The organism is Streptomyces sp. NPDC048504 (genome assembly GCF_043200035.1).
Lineage (GTDB): Bacteria > Actinomycetota > Actinomycetes > Streptomycetales > Streptomycetaceae > Streptomyces.
Map to the genome: position 1 here is coordinate 1 of NZ_JBICXA010000006.1, position 19,972 is coordinate 19,972.

Sequence of the window (19,972 nt, forward strand, 5' to 3'; positions counted from 1 at the left end):
CAGGAAACGCGGCGAAGGCAAACGCCACAACGCCGCCCTGATCTGCCTCACCCGCCGCAGGATCGATGTCCTGCACGCCATGCTCAAACACCGCGCCGCCTACCAGCCGACACACGAACAAGCCGCCTGACCAAGCCCGCAGACCTTGACCGAACAGATAAGAGCACCCCCCTCGCGACGGGTTGATCAATCCTGCGTCACGTTCGCCGCGGTCACATTCTCGATCACGCGGCCGAGTTTGGTCTTGGCCCGGGTCAGGTCCTGGATGCGTGCGGCGATGCGGTCGCGTTCGACGATGGGGCGCACCCTCCTCGTCGAGGGCGCCGCCGGAGGCGTGGGCAGCGCGGCGGTCGAGATCGCCGTGGCACAAGGTGCCGGCACCGTGATCGGGACAGTCAGTGAACGCAACCAAGGGTTCCTCACCTCTCTCGGCGCCGTTCCCACCACCTACGGCCCCGGCCTCGCACAGCGCCTCACCACCCTCGCTCCGCGCGGCGTCGACATCGTGCTCGACACCGCGGCCTCCGGATCGCTGGACGACCTCGTCGCGATCGCGGGCGATCCGAAGCGCGTTGCGACGGTCGCCGACCACGCGGGCGGGCAGCGCCTGGGCACGTATGTGGCCGACGCGGTGAACGACTCCGGTCTCCTGTCCGCGGCGGCGGAACTGGGCGGGCAAGGGCGCTACACACCCCGTGTCGAACAGGCCTATCCCCTGGAGCGGATCGCCGACGCCCACGCGCACGCCGAGCGCGGACGCACCCGAGGAAAGATAGTGATCTGCATCTGAACAGGCCGATCTGTATCTGAACAGGCAGCCCTCGATCCGTACCGGCGAGCGGGCGGTCCGAAGCGGGCCGATCTCCATGGCGCCTCGTCAAGCGGGCGGCGGTGAGTGACGGTGCCGGGCGCCCGCCAGGAGCGCCCGATGGACGATCTGCCTGACGGCGGCGTGCAGTTGGGGCGGTGCCGTTCCGGTGCAGCAGGACGTCTCGCAGATGGCGCAGGACGAGCAGGTTCCCGGCGTCGGGCCAGACGGCGCTGGGGGAGAGGAGTTCGGCGACGCGGCCGGGCAACTCCGCCCGCCGCGCCTCCAGATGACGGTGTATCAGCGGCCGGGCCGCGCGCCCGATCCGGATCTGTGCGTTACGGGGTCCGAAGTCACCGTGCCGGGTCCGGTAGAAGTCGGATGCCTCGATGATCACGGCATCCCGGTCGCCGAGCACCGCCCGGGCGGACCCGGGTAGGCCACACACCGTGCCCATGCCGAGCGCCACACGTCGTGCGTCTCGTCGAACTCGCCGCTCAGCAGGGCCAACGTGTCGCGGGCGCGGTCTTTGCGGGGAGCGCGGGCGGCCTCGCCGTGCCCTTGACGCGTCCCGGACGACTCCCTGGTGGCCTCCTTCGAGATCGCGGAAGCGCGGCACCCGTGGTGCGGTACGCGTGACGCCCCGACCGATGGGAAAAGCCTGCTGACGGGCCGGTGACGTGTCGCGTGCTGTGCCGGCGAGCGGAACAGCGGGGTGTGCCCATGTGCGGTGCCGACACATGTGGTGCCGCCACACGTGGGCACCCGCGGCGGACGCCCTGCCCGCCGCGATGAGTTTCGTCCGCGCCCGGAGTCTGATCCGGTGAGCGCCGTAGTACGTCGTACGACGCTGCCCGGAACGACTCCGAAACGACGCATCACGGAGGACCCATGACGACCACATCCGGCACCGCGAGCAGCGGCCTCCCCGGCAAGCCGCCCGTCGTAGACATCGCCACCTGGAACGCGGCGCGCGACGAGCTGCTGATCCGGGAGAAGGCGCACACCCGTGAGGGGGACGTGATCGCCGCGGCCCGGCGGCGGCTGCCGATGGTCGAGCTCGACGGGAAGGTCGAGGTCGTCGGCGCCGACGGACCGGTCCCGTTCCTCGACCTGTTCCAGGGGCGCGACGAACTCGTGGTGTACCAGCACATGTGGCACGACCACGCACCGCACCAGGGACAGTGCGAGGGCTGCACCACCACGGCCTGGCACATGAAGGACGCGGTCTACCTCAACGCCCGGGGCGTCTCGTACGCCGTCCTGACCGCGGGGGCGTGGGACGAGGTCGCTCCCTACGTCGAGTTCATGGGCTACACCGAGCCCTGGTACTCGGTGCGGGGCGTGGAGCCGCGGATCGGCGGAGGCATGGGGCACATCGACTGTTTCCTGCGCGACGGCGACCGTGTGTTCCTCACCTACTCCACGACGGGCCGCGGCAACGAGCCCGTCAACGGCTCGCTCGCCCTGCTCGACATGACGCCCTACGGCCGCGGCGAGGCGTGGCAGGACAACCCCGAGGGCTACCCGCCCGGCCGCGACGCCTGCTGGTACTGGCGCTCGGACGCCGACGGGAACGCCACCTGGGGCGGGACCAGCCGTCCCGTGCCGCAGTGGATCCGCCCGGGCGCGACCCCCGTGGAGACCCTGGGCCGGCACGGCGACTGCCACTGACGGGGAGCGGTCCGCCCTGGGCCTGCCCTTGACGCCCCTGACCACCCGGCCTAGCCTCGACTGAACACGTCTAGACAGGTAGGTCGACGATGGCGGACTCCTCCCAGACTTCCCAGTCCCGGCAGCTCCAGGTCGAGACGCACGGCCTCGACGTGATCGGCGACGCCGAACGCAAAGGGACCCCAAGTACCTTGTTCTGGCCCTGGTTCGGAGCGAATGTCTCCATCCTCGGCTTGAGCTACGGCGCCTTCGCGCTCGGCTTCGGGATCTCCTTCTGGCAGGCGCTCGTCGCCGGTGTCATCGGGATCGTCTTCTCCTTCCTGCTCTGCGGATTCATCGCGGTCGCCGGCAAGCGCGGCTCCGCGCCGACGATGGTCCTCAGCCGCGCCACCTACGGCGTGCGCGGCAACCGGCTGCCGTCGGTGATCTCCTGGGTCCTCACCGTCGGCTGGGAGACCGTCCTCACCGCCCTCGCGACGATGGCCACCGCGACCGTCTTCAGCCGGCTCGGCTGGGGCGGCGGCACCGAGACCAAGGTGGTCGCGCTGATCCTGGTCGGCGCGCTGACCGTCGTAGGCGGAGTCATGGGCTTCGACCTGATCATGCGACTGCAGACCGTGATCACAGTCGTCACCGGCGTGCTCACGGTCGTGTACATCGCGCTCGTCGCCGACCACATCCACTGGAGCACGGTGAGTGCCGTACCGGCGGGCTCCGCACAGGAGTTCATCGGCGCGCTGGTCTTCATGATGACCGGCTTCGGGCTCGGCTGGGTCAACGCCGCCGCCGACTACTCCCGTTATCTGCCCCGGAGTTCGTCCGGCAGAGGTGTGATCGGCTGGACCGCCTTCGGCGCCTCCGTCGCCCCGCTGCTCCTCCTGGTCTTCGGCCTGCTGCTCGCCGGTTCCTCCAGCACGCTCAACAAGGCAGTCGCCGCCGACCCGATCGGCGCGCTGACGACGATCCTGCCCACCTGGTTCCTGGTCCCGTTCGCCGTGGTCGCCGTCCTCGGCCTGGTCGGCGGCGCGGTCCTCGACATCTACTCCTCCGGCCTGGCGCTGCTGTCGGCCGGACTCCGGGTGCCGCGCTATCTCGCCGCGCTCGTCGACGGCGTCCTGATGATCGCGGGCTCCGTCTACATCGTGTTCTTCGCCGACGACTTCCTCGGCCAGTTCATGGGCTTCCTCACCACTCTCGGCGTCCCCATCGCCGCCTGGTGCGGCATCATGCTCGCCGACCTCCTCCTGCGCCGCCGCGACTACGACGAGGGCGACCTCTTCCGCCCGAACGGCCGCTACGGCGACGTACAACTCACGCCCCTCCTCCTCACCCTCGCCGCCACCGCGATCGGCTGGGGCCTGGTCACCAACACGGCCGCGAGCTGGCTGACTTGGCAGGGCTATCTGCTCGACCCGTTCGGTCTCGGCGGCAAGTCCGGCTCCTGGGCCTACGCCAACCTCGGCGTCCTGATCGCCCTCGCCGTCGGCTTCCTCGGCACGCTCACGCTGGGCCGCGCCCGCGTCCGGCGTCAGGAGGAACAGGCCGCGAGCCCGGAGGCGGTGCCCGCAGTATGACCACCGCGACCGGCCACCTCGCCGTCATCGACATGCAGCGCGTCTTCGCCGAACCCGACAGCCCCTGGGCCACCCCCCGCTTCGACCGAGCGGCAGCAGGCGTACGACGACTGCTGCCGGCCTTCGGGGAACACGTCACCTTCACCCGCTTCCTGGCCCCCGAGAAACCCGAGGGCGCCTGGCGCGCCTACTACGACCAGTGGCCCTTCGCGCTCCAGCCACCGGACGCCCCCCTCTGGCAACTGGACGATGAATTCGCCGTGCAGGCACGGCACTTGGTGGACGCGCCAACCTTCGGCAAGTGGACCCCGGAACTCGCCGAACGCGTCGCCCCCACCGGTCGCCTCGCCCTCGCCGGAGTCAGCACCGACTGCTGTGTCCTGTCCACGGCACTGGCCGCCGCCGACGCGGGAGTCGAGGTACTGGTCGTCTCCGACGCCTGCGCGGGCGTGGACGACGACTCCCACGCCAAGGCGCTGCACGTCATGGACCTCTACCGGCCCCTGATCCGGGTGGTCACCGTCGCCGAGGTGGTCGGGGAGCCGTCATGACCGCCGTCCGCCTCAAACACCAGCGCATCACCGAGGTCCTCGCCAAGGAGATCCGCAGCGGCCACCACCCCGCCGGCGATCAACTCCCCGGCGAACACGCCCTGGCCCAACGCTTCGGCGTCAGCCGTACGACCGTCCGCGCGGCCCTCGCCGAACTCAGCGAGGCCGGCCTGATCGCCACCCGCACCGGCAAGGGCTCCTACGTCCTCTTCGACGGCCGTCCCCTCGACGACCGCCTCGGCTGGGCCCACGCACTGGCCACCCAGGGCATCGACACCCGGGTACGGACCCTCACGGTGGATGCCCGGCGGGACGAGCGACTCGCTCGTCAACTCACCCTGAACACCATCGAGTTCGTGTGCGTGGAGCGGATACGGGAACTCGCCGCAGACGCGGTCGTCGTGTCGTACGAACGCAGCTTTCTTCCGCCCGTGCCCGGGGTGCGGGACCTGCCCTCCCGCGGGCTCGGGCAGGAGTCGCTGACCGAGGTGATGCTGCGGGCCGGACTGCGGCCCGACCACGGTGAGCAGCGGGTGAGCGGCCGGCGGATCGACGGGCGGGAGGCTGAGCTGCTGCGCCGCGAACCGGGTGACTGGTTCCTCGACACGCGGCGCACCAGCCGGGCGGCCGACGGCTCCTTCGTCGAACATGTCGTGAGCCTCCTCGACCCCGACCACTTCCAACTGACCCTCGAATTCGGCTGACCCGCACCCCAGCAGTAGCCGCTCCCTGCCCCGGAAAGTACCCATGACCCTCCAGAGCCGCGCCACCGGAGCCCTCTACGGGCTCGCCCTCGGGGACGCCCTCGGCATGCCCACGCAGATGCTGTCCCGCCCGGACATCACATCCCGCTACGGCCCGTTCCTGACCGGCTTCCAACCGGCCGCCCCCGACCATCCCCTCGCCGCCGGGATGCCTGCCGGAGCCGTCACCGACGACACCGAACAGGCCCTGCTCCTCGCCGAGTTGCTCCTCGACGGCAAGGGCCGCGTCGACCCGGCGGAACTCGCCCGGCGCCTGGTCGCCTGGGAGGACGCAATGCGCGCCCGCGGCTCGCTCGACCTCCTCGGGCCGTCCACCAAGCGCGCGGTGGAACTCGTCCTCGCGGGCACCCCCGTCGACGAGGTGGGGCGCTACGGCACCACCAATGGCGCGGCGATGCGGATCGCCCCCGTGGGCGTCGCGGTGTCGGTCGCCGACCCGGCCGAGTTGGTGGACCGGGTGGTGGAGGCCAGCAGCCTGACCCACAACACAGGGGTCGCACTCGCCGGTGCCGCGGCCGTAGCCGCCGCTGTGAGCGCGGGAGTTGACGGGGCGTCGGTTCCGGAGGCGGTCGAAGTGGCCGTGTCGGCGGCCCGGTTGGCGGCGGGGCGTGGACACTGGGTGGCCGCCGCAGACGTCGCCGAACGGATCGTATGGGCGACCGGGCTGGTGCGCGGCCTCACCGAGGCCCAACTCTGCGAGCGCGTCTACGCGTTGGTCGGGACGAGTCTCGCCACGCAGGAGTCCGTGCCCGCGGCCTTCGCCGTCCTGGCCGCCTGCCCTGACGACCCCTGGCGGGCCGTGTTGCTGGCCGCGTCCGTCGGCGGTGACTGCGACACCATCGCCGCGATCGCGGGCGCCGTCGGCGGCGCCTGCCACGGGGTGGACGCCTTCCCGGCCGACGCGCGGGAGACGCTCGTACGCGTCAACCCGAAGCTCCAACTGGACGCGACAGCCGCCGCGTTGCTCGAACTCCGGGCGCGGCCGTGAGCGCCAGGCTGTGGCACCTCGGCAACGTCGTCGTCGACCTGGTCCTCGATGTCCCCGCCCTCCCCGAGCGCGGCGGCGACGTCCTCGCCACCCGTACCCAGCGCACCCCGGGCGGCGGCTTCAACGTCATGGCCGCAGCCGCCCGCCAGGGACTCCCGGTGACCTACGCCGGAGCGCACGGCACCGGTTCCTTCGGTGACCGGGCCCGCGCCGCGCTGCATGCCGAGGGCATCGACGTTCTGCTCGCACCGCGTCCGGCACCGGACACCGGCTTCGTGGTCTGCCTGGTCGAGGCGGGCGGCGAGCGCACCTTCGTCACCAGCCCCGGCGCCGAGGCCACCCTTACCAGCGCCGATGTGGCCGAACTCCGGCCGGGCGCAGGCGACTTGGTCTACGTCACCGGATACAGCCTGCTCCACGACAGCAACCGCACCGCCCTGCTCGATCTCCTGCCCCGGCTGGACCCGGCGGTCACGCTGGTCACCGACCCGGGGCCGCTGGTCCACGAAATCCCCGCTGAGGCTGTGGAGTCGCTGCTCGCCCGCTCGGACTGGTGGAGCTGCAACGCCCGCGAAGCCGCGCTGCTCACGGGCCTCGACGACCCGGCCGAAGCAGCCCGCGCCCTCCAATCCCGGCTGGGACGCGGCGCGGTGCTCGTCCGTAACGGCCCCGACGGGTGTCTCGTGCACCACGGCGGAGACCTCGTCGCCGTGCCGGGGTTCGCCGTCGACGCCGTCGATCTCAACGGCGCCGGCGACGCGCACACCGGGGTGTTCATGGCCGCCCTGGCTCGGGGTGTCGACCCGGTGGCCGCCGCTCACCGGGCCAACGCCGGCGCCGCCCTGGCCGTCACCGCGTCGGGCCCGGCGACGGCGCCGGACGCGGCACGGCTGGACGCGTTCCTGAACTAGCCGTGTCTGGCGGTCAGTTGCCGTCCCGGCGGGAGACCTCGACGTTCTCCAGGATGCCGATCGCGTCCGGTACCAGGACCGCCGCCGAGAAGTAGGTGCTCACCAGGTAGGAGATGATCGCCTGCTCGTTGATGCCCATGAACCGTACGTTGAGGCCCGGTTCGAGCTCGTCGGGGATGCCCGTCTGGTAGAGGCCGATCACGCCCTGGTCGTCCTCGCCGGTGCGCATCGCGATGATCGACGACGTACGGGACGCGCTCACCGGGATCTTGCCGCAGGGCAGCAGCGGGACCCCGCGCCAGGCGGGCAGGTGGTGGCCGCCGACGTCGATGCCGCTGAAGTAGACGCCCCGCTTGTTGCACTCGCGCCCGAACGCGGCGATCGCCCGCGGATGGGCGAACAGGTAGCGGGTGTCGCGCCGCATGCTGAGGAGTTCGTCGAGGTCGTCGGGGGTCGGTGGCCCGGAGTGGGTGGAGATCCGCTGGTCGTAGTCGGCGTTGTGCAGCAGGCCGAAGTCCCGGTTGTTGACCAGCTCGTTCTCCTGCCGCTCGCGCAAGGCCTCGACGGTGAGCCGGAGTTGCTGCTGGGTCTGGTTCATCGGCTGGTTGTAGAGGTCGGTGACGCGGCTGTGCACCTTCAACACGGTCTGGGCGACGCTGAGTTCGTACTCGCGCGGGGCGAGGTCGTAGTCCACGAACGTGCCCGGCAGATCCGGCTCGCCGACATGCCCGGCGCTGAGGGCGATCGCCGCCTCGCCGAACGGGTTGACCGGGCCGTGCTCGTCCGCGCCGACCGACTCGACGTGCGCGCTCAGCTCCGGGTGCCGCTCCGCGACGGCCTGGTACGCCGAGTGCGGCAGCGCCAGCACCGTGGTGGCCGTCGCCGCGCGGGCCGTGAACTCCCAGCTGCGGTCGGGGTCGGCGAGCACCTGGCCGCCGAAGGTGTCGCCGTCGGCCAGCAGGCCGGCGACCGCCTCGTCGCCGTAGGGGCCCTCCCCGAGCTGCTCGACCTTGCCGTGCGCGATGAGGAACACCTGGTCGGCGGGGCGGCCCGCCTCCACGATCAACTGGCCCGGCGCGAACTCCCGTTGCTCGAACCGCTCGGCCAACGCTCCGAGCGCGTCGGCGTCCGTGAAGCCGCGCAGCGGCGGGAGTTCGCTCAACTCGGCCGGGACGACCCGCACTTGCGCGCCGGTCTGGACGAACGTCACCCGTCCGTCGCCCCGTGTGTAGGACAGCCGGCGGTTGACGCGGTAGGTGCCGCCGGGCACGTTCACCCAGGGCAGCATGCGGGTCAGCCAGCGTGAACTGATGCCCTGCATCTGGGGTTCGGACTTGGTCGTGGTCGCCAGAGTGCGTGCCGCGGCGGTACCGAGGCTCTGCTGTTCCCGCTCCTCGGCGCCCGCCTCGGGCGCGGTACCGGTGTCGACCGACATGGTGCCTTCTCTCCTGTCGCACGGGTGACGGGACGGCTGCCGTCCGTCACATTCCGTGCGTAGAGCTACCCGTTGTCGGTCACGACGAGTGATGAATTCGGACGGCGGTCGAGGCACATGCCAACCGCACGTGCTCCCGCACCACCCCCGGATCACTCACCCTCACCCGTTCGGCGGTATCCCGTCCGGGGCGCCTCACAGGGTCTTGCCGGGGTTGAGGATGCCCCTGGGGTCGAACGCCTCCTTCAGCCGGCGCTGCAACGCGTGGGCGGTGGGCCCGAGTTCGTCCGCCACCCACTGCCGCTTCAGCACGCCGACACCGTGCTCACCGGTCAGCGTCCCGCCGAGCCGCAACGCCAGCGCGAAGATCTCGCCGGCCGCCTCCCAGGCCGCGTCCGGCAGTCGGTCCAGGGCCGGATCGACCACGATGATCGGATGGAGGTTGCCGTCGGCGGCGTGCGCGAGCGTGTAGACCGGCACGTCGTGGCGGGCGGAGATGGCGCGGATCTCGCGGACCGCCTCCGCGAGCCGCGAGCGGGGCACGGCGATGTCCTCGATCAGCGGCCGGCCCAGCCGCTCCAGCGCGGGCAGGGCGAGCCGCCGGGCCGCCAGCAGGGCCTCCGCCTCGACCGGGTCCGCGGTGGTCTCCACGCTCGTGGCCGTCGGCGCCAGCACCCGTGCGACCTGCTCCGCCTCGATGGCCGCCCCCGCCCCGTCGCACTGCACCAGCAGCAGCGCCGACCCGCGCCCGCCGAGCGCCGGATCGACGGCACGCAGCACCGGCCCGTCCAGCAGCTCCGCGAGCGCCGGTACGACCCCGGCCCGCCCGATCGCGTACGACGCCTCGGCCGCCGCCTCGAACGAGTCGAAGTACGCGGCCAGCGTCGCGGTCGCCACCGGCACCGGACGCAGCCGCAGCGTCGCCGACGTGATGACGGCGAGGGTGCCCTCGGAGCCGGTCAGCAGCGCGGTCAGGTCGTAACCGGTGACCCCTTTGACGGTACGGCGGCCGGTCGTGACCACCGTCCCGTCGGCGAGGACGGCCTCCAGACCGAGCACGCTGTCCCGCGTCACGCCGTACTTCGCGCACCGCAGCCCGCCCGCGTTGGTCGCGATGTTCCCGCCGATCGTGGAGATCGCCGCACTCGCCGGATCGGGCGCGTACCGCAGACCGTGCTCACCCGCCGCCCGGTCCAACTCGGCGGTGATCACACCCGGTTCGACCACCGCGAGCTGGTCGTCGGCCGACAGTTCGAGGACGCGGTTCATCCCGGACAGGTCCAGCACGAGCACGCCCTCACCGGCCGACGCCCCGCCCGACAGACCGGTGCCCGCCCCGCGCGGCACCACCGGCACACGCAGCGCGTTCGCGTGCCGGAGCGTGACGGTCACGTCCTCGGTGCGCCGCGCGTGCACCACGGCGAGCGGGACACCGTCAGGCCGGGTGCCCGAACGGTCCGTGGTGTATCCGCCCAACGTGCGTGGGTCCGTGGCCAGTTGGTCGGGCGGCAGATCCCGGGCGAGCAGACCGAGCAGCCGGGCGGCGGCGGTGGGGGTGGTCGGGGGAGCTGTGGTCACCGGTTCCGTACCTTCACTGTGCGTGCCGACATGGGGTCCGTCATAGGGCGGGTTACGGGTTCAACGCCTTCGTTCCGATCGCGAGCAGGGAGATGTCCTCCTGGGGCGCGTGCACGGGCGCGCACTGGATGTCCCGGAAGTGCCGCTCCAGCGGATTCCCGCGCGCGAGCCCCGGATTGCCGAGCAGCCGTACGGCTAGTTCTACGGCCCGCACGCCGTGCCGGTCCGCCAACACCCGTGCCCCGAGGGCCTGTTCGGGGGTGTACGAGGTGTCGCCGGAGTCCACCCGGGCGGCCCCGCCGAACACCAGTTGCTCGGCGGCGGCCAGCAGCACCTCGATCTCCCCGGCGGTCCTGCGGAAGCGTTCCGTACGGGCCACCGGATGACCGAGGTTGGCGGGCACGCGCGCGTGGGCGAACGTGTGGAAGAAGGACTGCGCGGCCCGTGCCACCCCCAAGTAGAGGGCGGCGAGGGGGAGATGGAGGGAGGCGCCCGCCCGGTTGTCCTGTTCGGCCGACGCGCCGTACGGGCCGATGCCGATGACGTGCTCGTACGGGATCTCCACGTCCCGGAACGTCACATCGTGGCTGCCGCTGGCCCGCAGCCCCAACTGGTCCCAGCGGCCGGTGACGTCGATACCGGGGGAGCCGCCCGGCACCAGGAACGTGCCGACGCGCGGCTCCGGTTCGTCGGTGGTGGCCCACACCAGGAACCAGTCCAGGCCCTCCGCGCCGGTCACGAAGCGTTTGGTGCCGCTCAGTGACCAGCCGTCCGGGGTGCGCCGGGCGAGCGTCGACGGGAGCCCGCCGCGCGCGGGGGAGCCCAACTCCGGCTCCACGCGCGCGTGGTTGACGAGCACCGGCCGTTCGAAGGACTCCTTGACGATCCGCGCGTACAACTCCTCGGGCCAGTGCGGTTGCGCGGCCTGCCGGGCGTGCGTGTTCAGGGTCATCGCCGCGATCAGAGCCACCGACGGGTCGCCCTGCCCGATCCGGTGGAGGATCCGCGCGCTCTCCTCGACCCGGGCGCCCCGGCCTCCGTAGGACTCGCCGATGGTCGCGGTGAGGAGTCCGGCCTCGTGGGCGATGCGGAGGGAGTCGGCGGGGAAGGCGCCCGACTGGTCGTAGCCGGCGGCCAGTTCGGCGATGCGGGCGGTCACAGGGCCTTCTTCAGGTCGGAGTTGAGTTCGGTGGTCCAGAAGGACCTCACGTCCAAGTGCTTCTTGAGCGCGCCGAGTTCGGTGAAGGCGTCGGCCACCTTCTGCTGGGAGGCGATCGTGTCGGCGCCGACCGTCCTGGCCTGTGTCGGGCGTTGCTTCTGCGCGGCGACCAGGTCCGACTTGGCCTGGGCGAGCGGCTGGTGGGTGGCGTCGGCGGTGACCTTCGCGAAGCCGTCCTCGTGGCCGTCGCGGACGTAGGCGTACGCCTTGGTGATCCGGGCGATCAGGTCGGCCGCGGCAGCCCGTTGGGCGGGGCTCTTGAGGACGCTGTCGCGGGCGGACCAGAGGAAGTTGCCGGAGAGGATGTCGGCACCGGAGCCGACCGTCGTCGCGCCCTGCTGGTGGGCGGTGATGATCGACGTGCCGTAGGAGGCGAAGGCGTCGATGGAGCCGCCGTTCAGGGCCGCGAGGCCGTCGTTGGGGAGCAGCGGCTTGGCGTCGATGTCCGACCAGGCCAACCCGGCCTGCTTCAGCAGCTCGTAGAGGAAGTAGTGGGCGGTGGTGTTCTGGACGTAGCCGACCTTCTTGCCCTTCAGGCCGGCGATGTCGGTCACCTTGGAGCCCTTGGGGACGACGACCTCCTGGTTGAGGGTGGAGCCGCGCTGGACGGCCACGACCTTGAAGTTGGGCTTGCCGTCGGCCGCCGAGAAGATGGGCGGGATCTCGCTGGAGGAGGCCAGGTCAAGTGCTCCGGCGCGCATGGCCTGGAGTTGCAGGTCGCCGCCCTGGAAGAGATTCCACTTCACCTTGTACGGGGTGTCGTCGAGGTGGGCGTACTTGAGGACGGCCTCGCCGACCTTCCAGCCGGTGTCGCCGACCCGCAGGGTGACGGAGGAGACGTCGGACGAGGAATCGGCCGTGGCGCTGCCTCCGCAGGCCGCGGCGAACGGCAGGAGCAGGGCGAGGGCGGCGGCGGACGCGCGCAGGGAATGGCGGAACAACACGGGGTCTCCATAGGGGAGTTCGCAATCAGGGAAGGGGACGGATCAGGCGGCTTGTGAGGTCGTCGCGCGGTGGGCGAGTTCCTGGCGGACCAGCGGCAGGACGTGGCGGGCGTAGTCGATCGCGTCGTTGAGCGGGTCGTAGCCGCGGATCGACAGCAGGTCGCAGCCGATGTCGACGTAGTCGAGCAGCGCCTGGGCGACCGTCTCGGGCGTGCCGACCAGGGCAGTTGACGCGCCGGCGGCGTTGGTGGCGACGGCGGGGGCGGTCCACAGGCAGCGGTCCTGGACCTCGCCGCGCTCGGCGATGTCGAGCAGGCGCTGCGAACCGACGTTCGCCGGGCGGCCGGTGGTGCGGTAGTGGCGGAGCAACTCGGTGTTCTTCGCCTGGTCCTTGAGGACGCCGAGGGTGCGGTGGGCCGTCTCCCAGGCGAGTTCCTCGGTGGGCGCGATGATCGGGCGGAACGACACCCAGATACGGGGATGCGGACGCCCGGCGGCATCCGCGACCGCGTTGACGGCGGCGATCTGCTCGGCCGTCTCCTTGAGCGGCTCGCCCCACAGCCCGAAGATGTCGCCCTGCTGACCGCCCACCCGGTACGCGTCCTGGGAGGAGCCGCCGACCGAGATCGGGACGAGGCCGTTCACCGGCTTCACGTCGGAGTAGTAGCCCTCGAACGTGAAGTACTTGCCCTGGTGCGAGACGGGCCCCTCGGCCTCCCACACCTTCCGCAGGATCTGGATGTACTCGTCCGAACGCTCGTACCGCTCCGCCTTGTTGAGGTAGTCGCCCTCCCGGCGCTGCTCCTCGTCGCTGCCGCCGGAGATGATGTGCAGCGTCAGCCGGCCATTGCTGATCCGGTCCAGCGTGGCCAGGGCGCGGGCCGCGTGCGTGGGGAAGATGACGCCCGGCCGGTGCGCGAGGATCGGGCGGACGCGCTCGGTGTGGGTGGCGACGAACTGGGCGACCTGGAAGGCGTCGGGCGACGCCGAGTGGTAGGCGACCAGGGTGTGGTCGAAGCCGCCGTCGTCCAACGCGCGGGCGTACTTGCGCAGATGGTCGACGTCGAAGCCGGTACGGCTCGCGGCGGCGGGACCCGAGGCCCCGGAGTCGGTGTGGACGGCGCTGATGAACTCGACAGGCATGAGCGAACTCCTAAGCAGGAAAGGTCATTTGAGCAGTGAGGTGTCCGCGGACTTGGCCACGTCCACGTTCGGGTCGAGGACCCCGATGCTGTTCATGAGGTCGGCGACCTGCTGGACGGTCGTGTCGACGTCCGAGGTGATCGGCAGCACCTGGCTGTAGGCGGCCGAGGCGAGGGTCTTGGCGACCGTGGCGTCGGCGCCGTTGCGCTCCTCGATGGCCTTCGCGTACGCGTCCTGGTGGGTGCTGGTCCACTTCAGCGCCGTGCTCAGGCGCTGGAGGAAGTCCGAAAGGGCGGTCTTCTTGGCCGAGTTGGCGAGGGCCTTCTCGGAGGCGTTGATGAAGCCGTAGCCGCTGACCCGGCCGTCCGCGCCGTCGACGAGGAGCTTGCCGCCCTGCTCCAGGCCGACGGCCTGGTAGACGCCGAACGTCGCCCAGATCTTGACCTTCCCGGAGGCGAAGGCGGCCTGCGCGTCGGTCGGCAGCAGATACTGCACCTTGACGTCCTTGTAGCTGAGCCCGTTCTGCTTCAGCACGTTGGCGAGCAGATACTCCGAGATGCTGCCCTTCGCCGAGGACACCACGACCTTCTGACCCTTGAGGTCCTTCACGCTGTCGATGCCGGAGTCCTTGCGGACGACGATCCCGACGTGCGTACCGTCGTTCTTGAGGGCGGCGACGTTCTTGATCTTGACGCCACCGCTGAGCGCCTGGAGCGCGGGCAGGTCGGCCGAGTACCCGGTGTCGGCGGCGTCCGCCTGCACGGCCTGGTAGAGCGGGGCCGCACCCTGGAACTCGGCCCACTTCACCTTGTACTTGGCGCCCTTGAGCGCGTCCGACGCGGCGATGATCGTCTGGAGCGTCTTGGCCTGGTCGCCGATGGTGAGGGTGACCTGCCCGCCGGCGGAGGTGTCCGCCGAGGAGTCGGCACCGCAGGCGCTCAGCGCCAGCAGGGCGGTCATGCTCAGGGTCGCGGCGGCGATTCTGCGGATCACGAGGGGGTTCCTTCCAAAGTGCGGGTCACGCCGAGCCAGTTCAGGAGGCGGGCGCGCAGGGTCACGAACTCGGGGGCGGTCAGATCACGGGGGCGGGGCAGGTCGACGGTCACCTCGTGGGCGATACGGCCCTCGTCCATCACCAGGACCCGGTCGGCGAGCAGCAGCGCCTCCTCCACGTCATGGGTGACCAGGAGGATCGCGCAGCCGTGCAGTTGCCACAGCTCGGCGACGAGCGCCTGAACCTTGCCCCGGGTCAGCGCGTCCAGCGCGCCGAACGGCTCGTCCAGCAACAGGAGTTCGGGCTCACGGACCAGGGCACGGGCGAGCGAGACCCGCTGGGCCTGACCGCCGGACAGCGTCTTGGGCCAGACGGTCGCCCGCTCCGCGATGCCGACCTCGTCGAGCGCCTTGAGCGCGAGCGCCCGGTCCGGACGCCCCGGCAGCCCGAGCACGACATTGCGCCACACCTTCAACCACGGGAGCAGCCGCGGCGATTGGAAGGCCGCGCTGCGCCGAGCGGGCACGGTCACCTCGCCGCCGATCTCGTGGTCCAGCCCGGCGAGAATCCGCAGCAGCGTCGACTTGCCGCAGCCGCTGTGCCCGAGCAGGGCCACGAACTCGCCCTCACGGATGTCCAGATCGAGGTCGTGCAGCACGGTGTTGCCGTCGAAGGCCCGTGAAAGCCCGCGTATCTCAACGGAGTTGGCCATCTCTACGCCTCACCCTCGAAGTTGGCCCGCCAGGTCAGCAGCCGGCGCGACAGGATCCGTACGGCGAAGTCGCAGGCGAGACCGAGCAGCGCGTACACGACGAGGCACAGCACGATGACGTCCGTGCGGAAGTACTGCTGGGCGTTGCTCATCAGATAGCCGAGCCCCGCGTCCGCGTTGACCTGCTCGGCGAAGACCAGCGCCAGCCACGCCGTGGACAGCGCGTACCGCAGGCCCACGAGTGCCCCGGGCAGCGCGCTCGGCAGGATCACGTACTTGATCAGGCCGAACCGGCCGAGCCCCATCATCCGTGCGGCCTCGACGAGTTGGGCGTCGGTCGAGCGGATACCGCCGTAGATGTTGAAGTACAGCGGATACGTCACCCCGAGCGCCACGAGCGCGATCTTCGGGGTCTCCTCGATGCCGAACCAGACGATGAACAGCGGGATCAGACCCACCCAGGGGATCGCCCGGAACATGCCCATCGAGGAGTCGATGACGTCTTCACCGAGCCGGAACAGCCCGGCCACCAGCGAGAGCGTCAGCGCGACGGTCGCGCCGATGAGGAAACCGATGGCGGCCCGGCGGCCCGACGCGGCGATGGCGTGGGGGAGTTCGCCGTTCTTCGTCAGGTCCACCGCCTGACGCAGGACGTCGACGGGGGAGGCCAGCACGGACTCGGGGAGCACGCCGGTGGCGGAGGTCAGGAACCAGAGCAGCACGAGGCCGACGGGTCCGGCGGCGCGCCGTACCGAACGGGGCACGGTGAAACGGCGGTCGACCTTCGCGGTGCCGCGGATGGTGACCCGGGTGGACGGCGCGGGCGTGACTTCCTTCTTCCGCGGCAACACCGCCGCGTCCAGCGGTTTCGTCGTCATGGCCGGTCTCCCGTCGACGCCGGGCGCGCGGGGTCGGCGGACCAGGCGGACCAGGAACCGGGGAAGAGCGTCGCCTCGAACCCGGCGATCTCCAGCGCCGCGATCTGATGAGCGGCGGTGACACCGGACCCGCAGTACACGCCGATGCGTGCCGCGTCCCCGGCCCCCCGCTCCTCGAACCGCTTGCGCAGCAACTCCGGCGCCAGGAAGGTCCCGTCCGCCGCCAGGTTCTCCCCGGTCGGCGCGGACACGGCTCCCGGGATGTGTCCCGCACGCGGGTCCACCGGCTCGACCTCACCCCGGTAGCGCTCACCGGCGCGGGCGTCCAACAGCAGCCCGGACACGGCGAGATCGGCGGCGCCGTCGGCATCGGTGACCGGCAGCGCACCCGCGCGGAGCACGACATCACCCGGCGTCGGATCGACGGGAATCCCGGACTCCAGCGGCAGCCCCGCTGTCCGCCAGGCGCCCAACGCCCCGTCCAGCAGGGTCACTTCGGTGACGCCCGCGTACCGCAGCAGCCACCAGGCGCGGGCGGCGGCCGTGTTGCCCAGGTCGTCGTAGACGACGACGGGCCGGTCGTCGCCGATGCCCCAACGGCGGGCGGATTCCTGCAGTTCGGTGAGATCGGGGAGCGGGTGCCTTCCGCCCTCGGGGTTCGGCGGTGCGGCCAACTCCGTGTCCAGGTCGACGTAGACCGCGCCGGGAATGTGGCCGTCCGCGTAGTGGTCGTGGCCGTACGGGCCGCCGAGGGCCCAGCGGACGTCGAGCAGCACGGGCGGCCGCTCGGAGGCGAGGAGGTCGGTCAGCTCGGCGACCGTGGTCGTCACGCGGCCGGTCATGTCAACTCCTCGGCGATCAGGGGAAGTTCACGGGCCTCGCCGGTCTCGCGGTCCTCGGGGGCCAGCCGGAGCCGTTCGAGGAACAGGACGACCGTGGCGGCGGCGGTCCGGTGGAGCGCGTCGTTGAGGACGTCGTGCCGGCCGCCGTGGAAGACGACCGTGTGGACGCCCGGGTGGCCGTCGTAGACGCTCAGTGCCCGGTCGAGCGGGCTGATCGCGTCGTCCTTGCCGTGCAGGGCCAGGACCGGGACTTGGACCAGGTCCAGGCGCGGTTCGGGCAGGTCGGCGGAGTCGTCGATGGCGCCGCGCCGGAAGTCGGGGTCGTTGGTGAGGCGCCCCTGATGGGTCGGGCAGGCGGTGCGGGCGGCGGCCTCCTCCTCCCAACTGCCCGCTGTCCAGGCACCGGTGGGCAGCCCGGCCAGGATCAGCGCGTCGACGCCCGCGGTCTGCTCGGCGGCGAGCTGAAGGGCGTGGAGCGCGCCCGTGTCGGAACCGACCAGCACCTTCGGGCCGGGCAGCGACTCGTCGGCGAGCAGCTTGGCGGCCTGCTCCAGGACGGCGGGGTCGGCGGTCGGGTCGCCGAGGGCGCGGACGCGGTAGGCGTCGTAGCCGAGCCGGCGGCCGAACCGCTCGTAGACACCGCCGTGTTCGCCCCGCCCGGCCAGCACGATCAACGTGCCGCGCGCGGCGAGGCCTTCGGGTTCGTCCCAGGACGAGACGGAGGAAGAGGGCATGGGGTGACAGCTCCCAACGAGGGGAAAGGGGAGGGGAATTGAGGGTGGGGCGAGAAGTGAGCAGGGCGGAGCCGCCGTCACGTGTCAGTGCGCAGGGCGGACGTGATCAGCGAGAACTCGGGAAGGGTGCCGCGGAGAGGCGGTGGGTCAACGACAGCGCGCGCTGCACGCCACGCCGAAGTCGATGACTCGGCGCTGCGTCAGAAGGGCAGCGAAAGCGGTCGTGTGCAGCATGCGCCCATCATGACCGGACGCGACCGATCGCGTCCAACGATGATTCCGCATCGAAATCGATCAGTTATCGCGATCGATGCACGGAACGACTACCGTCACCGGCATGCCGCAACCTGTCCTCGACATCGTGGCCCTGCGCAGCCTGACCGCGATCGCCGACTGCGGCGGCTTCCACCGCGCGGCCCGGGCCCTCGCCCTGAGCCAGTCCGCGGTCAGCCAGCATGTCCGCAGGCTGGAGAAGACGCTGGGCCGGCCGATCGTCGAGCGCGAGGGCCGGGGCACCCGGTTCACGCCCGAGGGGCGGCTGCTCCTGGAGCAGGCCCGCCGCATCCTCGCCGTGCACGACGAGGCCGTACGCACCCTGCTCGACGTGGACGGTGACACCGTCACGATCGGCTCCACCGAACACGCGGCCGACCAGTTCCTGCCACGGCTGACCGCGGCCGTCCAGGAAGTGCGGCCCGGCTGCCGGGTCCGCTTCCGCATAGACCGCTCGGCCCGACTCGTCGAAGCCGTGGAACGCGGCAGCGTGGACGTCGCGGTGTACGTCACCGAGGCCGCCGCAACCGAGGGCACACCGGTCGGCGGCCTCCCGCTCACCTGGCACGCGACGCCCGGCTGGCAGCGCCCGGCCGCGCCCGCGCCCGTCCCGCTGGTCGCCATCGAGGACCCGTGCGCGATCCGCCGCCGGGCCATCTCGACCCTCGCCGCGCACGGGGTGCCGGCCGCGGTGGTCGGTGACGCCGGTTATCTCGCCGGGGTGCTCGACATCGCCCGCACGGGGCAGGGCGTCGCGTTGCTCGCGTCGGTCGGTTCGGCTCCGGACGGGCTGACTCCGTACGACGGGCTGCCCTCCGTCACTCCGATTCCCATGAGCGCGCTGGCCCGGCCGGGCGCGGATCCGGCGACGGTGGAGGCGGCGTTCGCGGCCGTACGGGATCTGTTGCGCTGACCGGGGGAGAGGGGAGCGGGCAGGTGGAGATCGGCCGGAACTGTCCCCTGCGGAGGGGTAGTCGGGTCCGTTTTGGAGGAAAGATCCCTCGGGGAGATTCGGTGAGTCCGCGCGTTGGGTGAGTCGGCAAGGGGGCGCGATCGTCGTGAGGGTCGTCCTGCTCGGTACCGCGGCCGGGGGCGGTTTCCCGCAGTGGAACTGCGCCTGCGCGCTGTGCGCCGCCGCCCGCGACGGGAAACTGCCCTCGCGTACGCAGGAGTGCGTGGCCGTCACCGGCAACGCGCGGGACTGGTGGCTGCTCAACGCCTCACCCGACATCCGCACCCAGCTCACCGCGACCCCCGCGCTCTGGCCGGGTCCCGGCGCGCGCGACACCCCGGTGCGCGGCGTCCTCCTCACCGACGCCGAGCCCGACCATGTGACGGGCCTGGCCGCACTCCGCGGGGCGCCGGGCCTCAAGGTGTACGCCCCGCGGCCTGTCCTGGCCGCGCTGAGCCCGGCCCGGGCCGTCCTCGACCGCTATGCGCCCTGGGAGTGGTCCGACAGCCTCGCGGAGGACGGGTTCGTCCTGGCCGGCGGCCTGGTGGTGACAGCCCACCCGATGGGCACCAGGCCCCCGACGTACCTGCCGCCCCGCCCGGCGGACGACCGCTGGGTGACGGCGTACCGCATCGAGGACCTGGCGACCGGCGGGGCGCTCGTCTACGCACCCTGTGTCGCAGCCTGGTCGGACACTCTCGACGAGCTGCTGACTACCGCCGACTGCGCGGTGCTGGACGGCACGTTCTTCACTGCGGACGAGGCGGGTACGGCGGCACGCGCCGGTACCGGTACCGGTCGGCCGGGCATGGGGCACGTGCCCGTCGCCGGCCCGCGCGGCAGCTTGACCGCCCTCGCCCGTCACCCCGGAGTCCGCCGGATCTACACCCACCTGAACAACACGAACCCGTTGCTCGACGCGGGCTCGGCCGCGCGTGCGCAGGTGAACGAGGTGGGGGTCGAAGTGCTCATGGACGGGGCGGAGTTCACGGTGTGAG

General features: G+C 71.6%; 19 protein-coding genes and 2 pseudogenes. 11 read left to right on the plus strand and 10 right to left on the minus strand.

Going from position 1 to position 19,972, the window contains the following annotated elements:
• From ACGFY9_RS15915 to ACGFY9_RS15955, 9 genes and pseudogenes are all read left to right on the plus strand, one after another.
• Window positions 1–130 (plus strand): annotated as a pseudogene (locus tag ACGFY9_RS15915) (IS110 family transposase); the annotation flags it as partial.
• A 168-nt stretch (window positions 131–298) separates the two neighbouring features.
• Window positions 299–790 (plus strand): annotated as a pseudogene (locus ACGFY9_RS15920) (zinc-binding dehydrogenase); the annotation flags it as partial.
• 187 nt (window positions 791–977) lie between these two features.
• Window positions 978–1,247 carry a hypothetical protein gene (locus ACGFY9_RS15925; protein ID WP_393754504.1) on the plus strand — a complete coding sequence of 90 codons (270 nt, stop codon included), beginning with the start codon at window positions 978–980 and terminating at the stop codon, window positions 1,245–1,247.
• A 452-nt stretch (window positions 1,248–1,699) separates the two neighbouring features.
• Window positions 1,700–2,482 carry a DUF899 family protein gene (locus ACGFY9_RS15930; protein WP_393754506.1) on the plus strand — a complete coding sequence of 261 codons (783 nt, stop codon included), beginning with the start codon at window positions 1,700–1,702 and terminating at the stop codon, window positions 2,480–2,482.
• A gap of 89 nt (window positions 2,483–2,571) precedes the next feature.
• On the plus strand, window positions 2,572–4,056 hold the full coding sequence (locus ACGFY9_RS15935) for a purine-cytosine permease family protein (protein WP_393754508.1): 1,485 nt from the start codon (window positions 2,572–2,574) through the stop codon (window positions 4,054–4,056).
• Window positions 4,053–4,607: a cysteine hydrolase family protein gene (locus ACGFY9_RS15940; protein ID WP_393754510.1), complete on the plus strand. Its 555-nt coding sequence runs from the start codon at window positions 4,053–4,055 to the stop codon at window positions 4,605–4,607. The genes ACGFY9_RS15935 and ACGFY9_RS15940 overlap by 4 nt, the downstream gene beginning before the upstream one ends.
• Window positions 4,604–5,311 (plus strand): GntR family transcriptional regulator, encoded by a 708-nt coding sequence (locus ACGFY9_RS15945; RefSeq protein WP_393754512.1) that lies wholly within the window; start codon window positions 4,604–4,606, stop codon window positions 5,309–5,311. Before ACGFY9_RS15940 ends, ACGFY9_RS15945 begins: the two co-directional genes overlap by 4 nt.
• Window positions 5,312–5,354: 43 nt before the next feature.
• Window positions 5,355–6,359 (plus strand): ADP-ribosylglycohydrolase family protein, encoded by a 1,005-nt coding sequence (locus tag ACGFY9_RS15950; RefSeq protein ID WP_393754514.1) that lies wholly within the window; start codon window positions 5,355–5,357, stop codon window positions 6,357–6,359.
• The gene (locus tag ACGFY9_RS15955) at window positions 6,356–7,270 is read left to right on the plus strand and encodes a PfkB family carbohydrate kinase (RefSeq protein ID WP_393754516.1); all 915 of its coding nucleotides are present in this window, start codon (window positions 6,356–6,358) and stop codon (window positions 7,268–7,270) included. Before ACGFY9_RS15950 ends, ACGFY9_RS15955 begins: the two co-directional genes overlap by 4 nt.
• 13 nt (window positions 7,271–7,283) lie before the next feature.
• Here ACGFY9_RS15955 and ACGFY9_RS15960 read toward each other — a convergent pair whose 3' ends face one another.
• The 10 genes from ACGFY9_RS15960 to ACGFY9_RS16005 all read right to left on the minus strand — a co-directional run bounded on the left by ACGFY9_RS15960 (window position 7,284) and on the right by ACGFY9_RS16005 (window position 17,749).
• Entirely contained in the window at window positions 7,284–8,705 is a 1,422-nt protein-coding gene (locus tag ACGFY9_RS15960; RefSeq protein ID WP_393754518.1) for a family 2B encapsulin nanocompartment shell protein, read from the minus strand.
• A 195-nt stretch (window positions 8,706–8,900) separates the two neighbouring features.
• On the minus strand, window positions 8,901–10,283 hold the full coding sequence (locus ACGFY9_RS15965; RefSeq protein ID WP_393754520.1) for an FAD-binding oxidoreductase: 1,383 nt from the start codon (window positions 10,281–10,283) through the stop codon (window positions 8,901–8,903).
• 52 nt (window positions 10,284–10,335) lie between these two features.
• Window positions 10,336–11,442, minus strand: a complete 1,107-nt coding sequence (locus ACGFY9_RS15970) for an acyl-CoA dehydrogenase family protein (RefSeq protein WP_393754522.1) — start codon at window positions 11,440–11,442, stop codon at window positions 10,336–10,338.
• Window positions 11,439–12,446 (minus strand): ABC transporter substrate-binding protein, encoded by a 1,008-nt coding sequence (locus ACGFY9_RS15975; RefSeq protein WP_393754524.1) that lies wholly within the window; start codon window positions 12,444–12,446, stop codon window positions 11,439–11,441. Before ACGFY9_RS15975 ends, ACGFY9_RS15970 begins: the two co-directional genes overlap by 4 nt.
• Before the next feature lie 42 nt (window positions 12,447–12,488).
• Entirely contained in the window at window positions 12,489–13,589 is a 1,101-nt protein-coding gene (locus ACGFY9_RS15980) for an LLM class flavin-dependent oxidoreductase (RefSeq protein ID WP_393754526.1), read from the minus strand.
• A 24-nt stretch (window positions 13,590–13,613) separates the two neighbouring features.
• Window positions 13,614–14,582: an ABC transporter substrate-binding protein gene (locus ACGFY9_RS15985; protein ID WP_393754528.1), complete on the minus strand. Its 969-nt coding sequence runs from the start codon at window positions 14,580–14,582 to the stop codon at window positions 13,614–13,616.
• A complete protein-coding gene (locus ACGFY9_RS15990) occupies window positions 14,579–15,295 on the minus strand; it encodes an ABC transporter ATP-binding protein (RefSeq protein WP_393754530.1) in 717 nt (238 codons plus the stop codon). Before ACGFY9_RS15990 ends, ACGFY9_RS15985 begins: the two co-directional genes overlap by 4 nt.
• Before the next feature lie 2 nt (window positions 15,296–15,297).
• The gene (locus ACGFY9_RS15995; RefSeq protein ID WP_393754532.1) at window positions 15,298–16,173 is read right to left on the minus strand and encodes an ABC transporter permease; all 876 of its coding nucleotides are present in this window, start codon (window positions 16,171–16,173) and stop codon (window positions 15,298–15,300) included.
• Window positions 16,170–17,015, minus strand: a complete 846-nt coding sequence (locus tag ACGFY9_RS16000) for a sulfurtransferase (RefSeq protein ID WP_393754534.1) — start codon at window positions 17,013–17,015, stop codon at window positions 16,170–16,172. The genes ACGFY9_RS15995 and ACGFY9_RS16000 overlap by 4 nt, the downstream gene beginning before the upstream one ends.
• Window positions 17,012–17,749 (minus strand): alpha/beta hydrolase, encoded by a 738-nt coding sequence (locus tag ACGFY9_RS16005; RefSeq protein ID WP_393754536.1) that lies wholly within the window; start codon window positions 17,747–17,749, stop codon window positions 17,012–17,014. The genes ACGFY9_RS16000 and ACGFY9_RS16005 overlap by 4 nt, the downstream gene beginning before the upstream one ends.
• A gap of 337 nt (window positions 17,750–18,086) precedes the next feature.
• Here ACGFY9_RS16005 and ACGFY9_RS16010 point away from each other — a divergent pair, with 337 nt between their 5' ends.
• Together ACGFY9_RS16010 and pqqB are read left to right on the plus strand one after the other, a co-directional pair.
• Window positions 18,087–18,935, plus strand: a complete 849-nt coding sequence (locus ACGFY9_RS16010; RefSeq protein WP_393754538.1) for a LysR family transcriptional regulator — start codon at window positions 18,087–18,089, stop codon at window positions 18,933–18,935.
• A 145-nt stretch (window positions 18,936–19,080) separates the two neighbouring features.
• Window positions 19,081–19,971, plus strand: coding sequence for a pyrroloquinoline quinone biosynthesis protein PqqB (gene pqqB / locus ACGFY9_RS16015; protein ID WP_393754540.1), 891 nt, complete (start codon window positions 19,081–19,083; stop codon window positions 19,969–19,971).
• Window position 19,972: the final 1 nt, after the last annotated feature.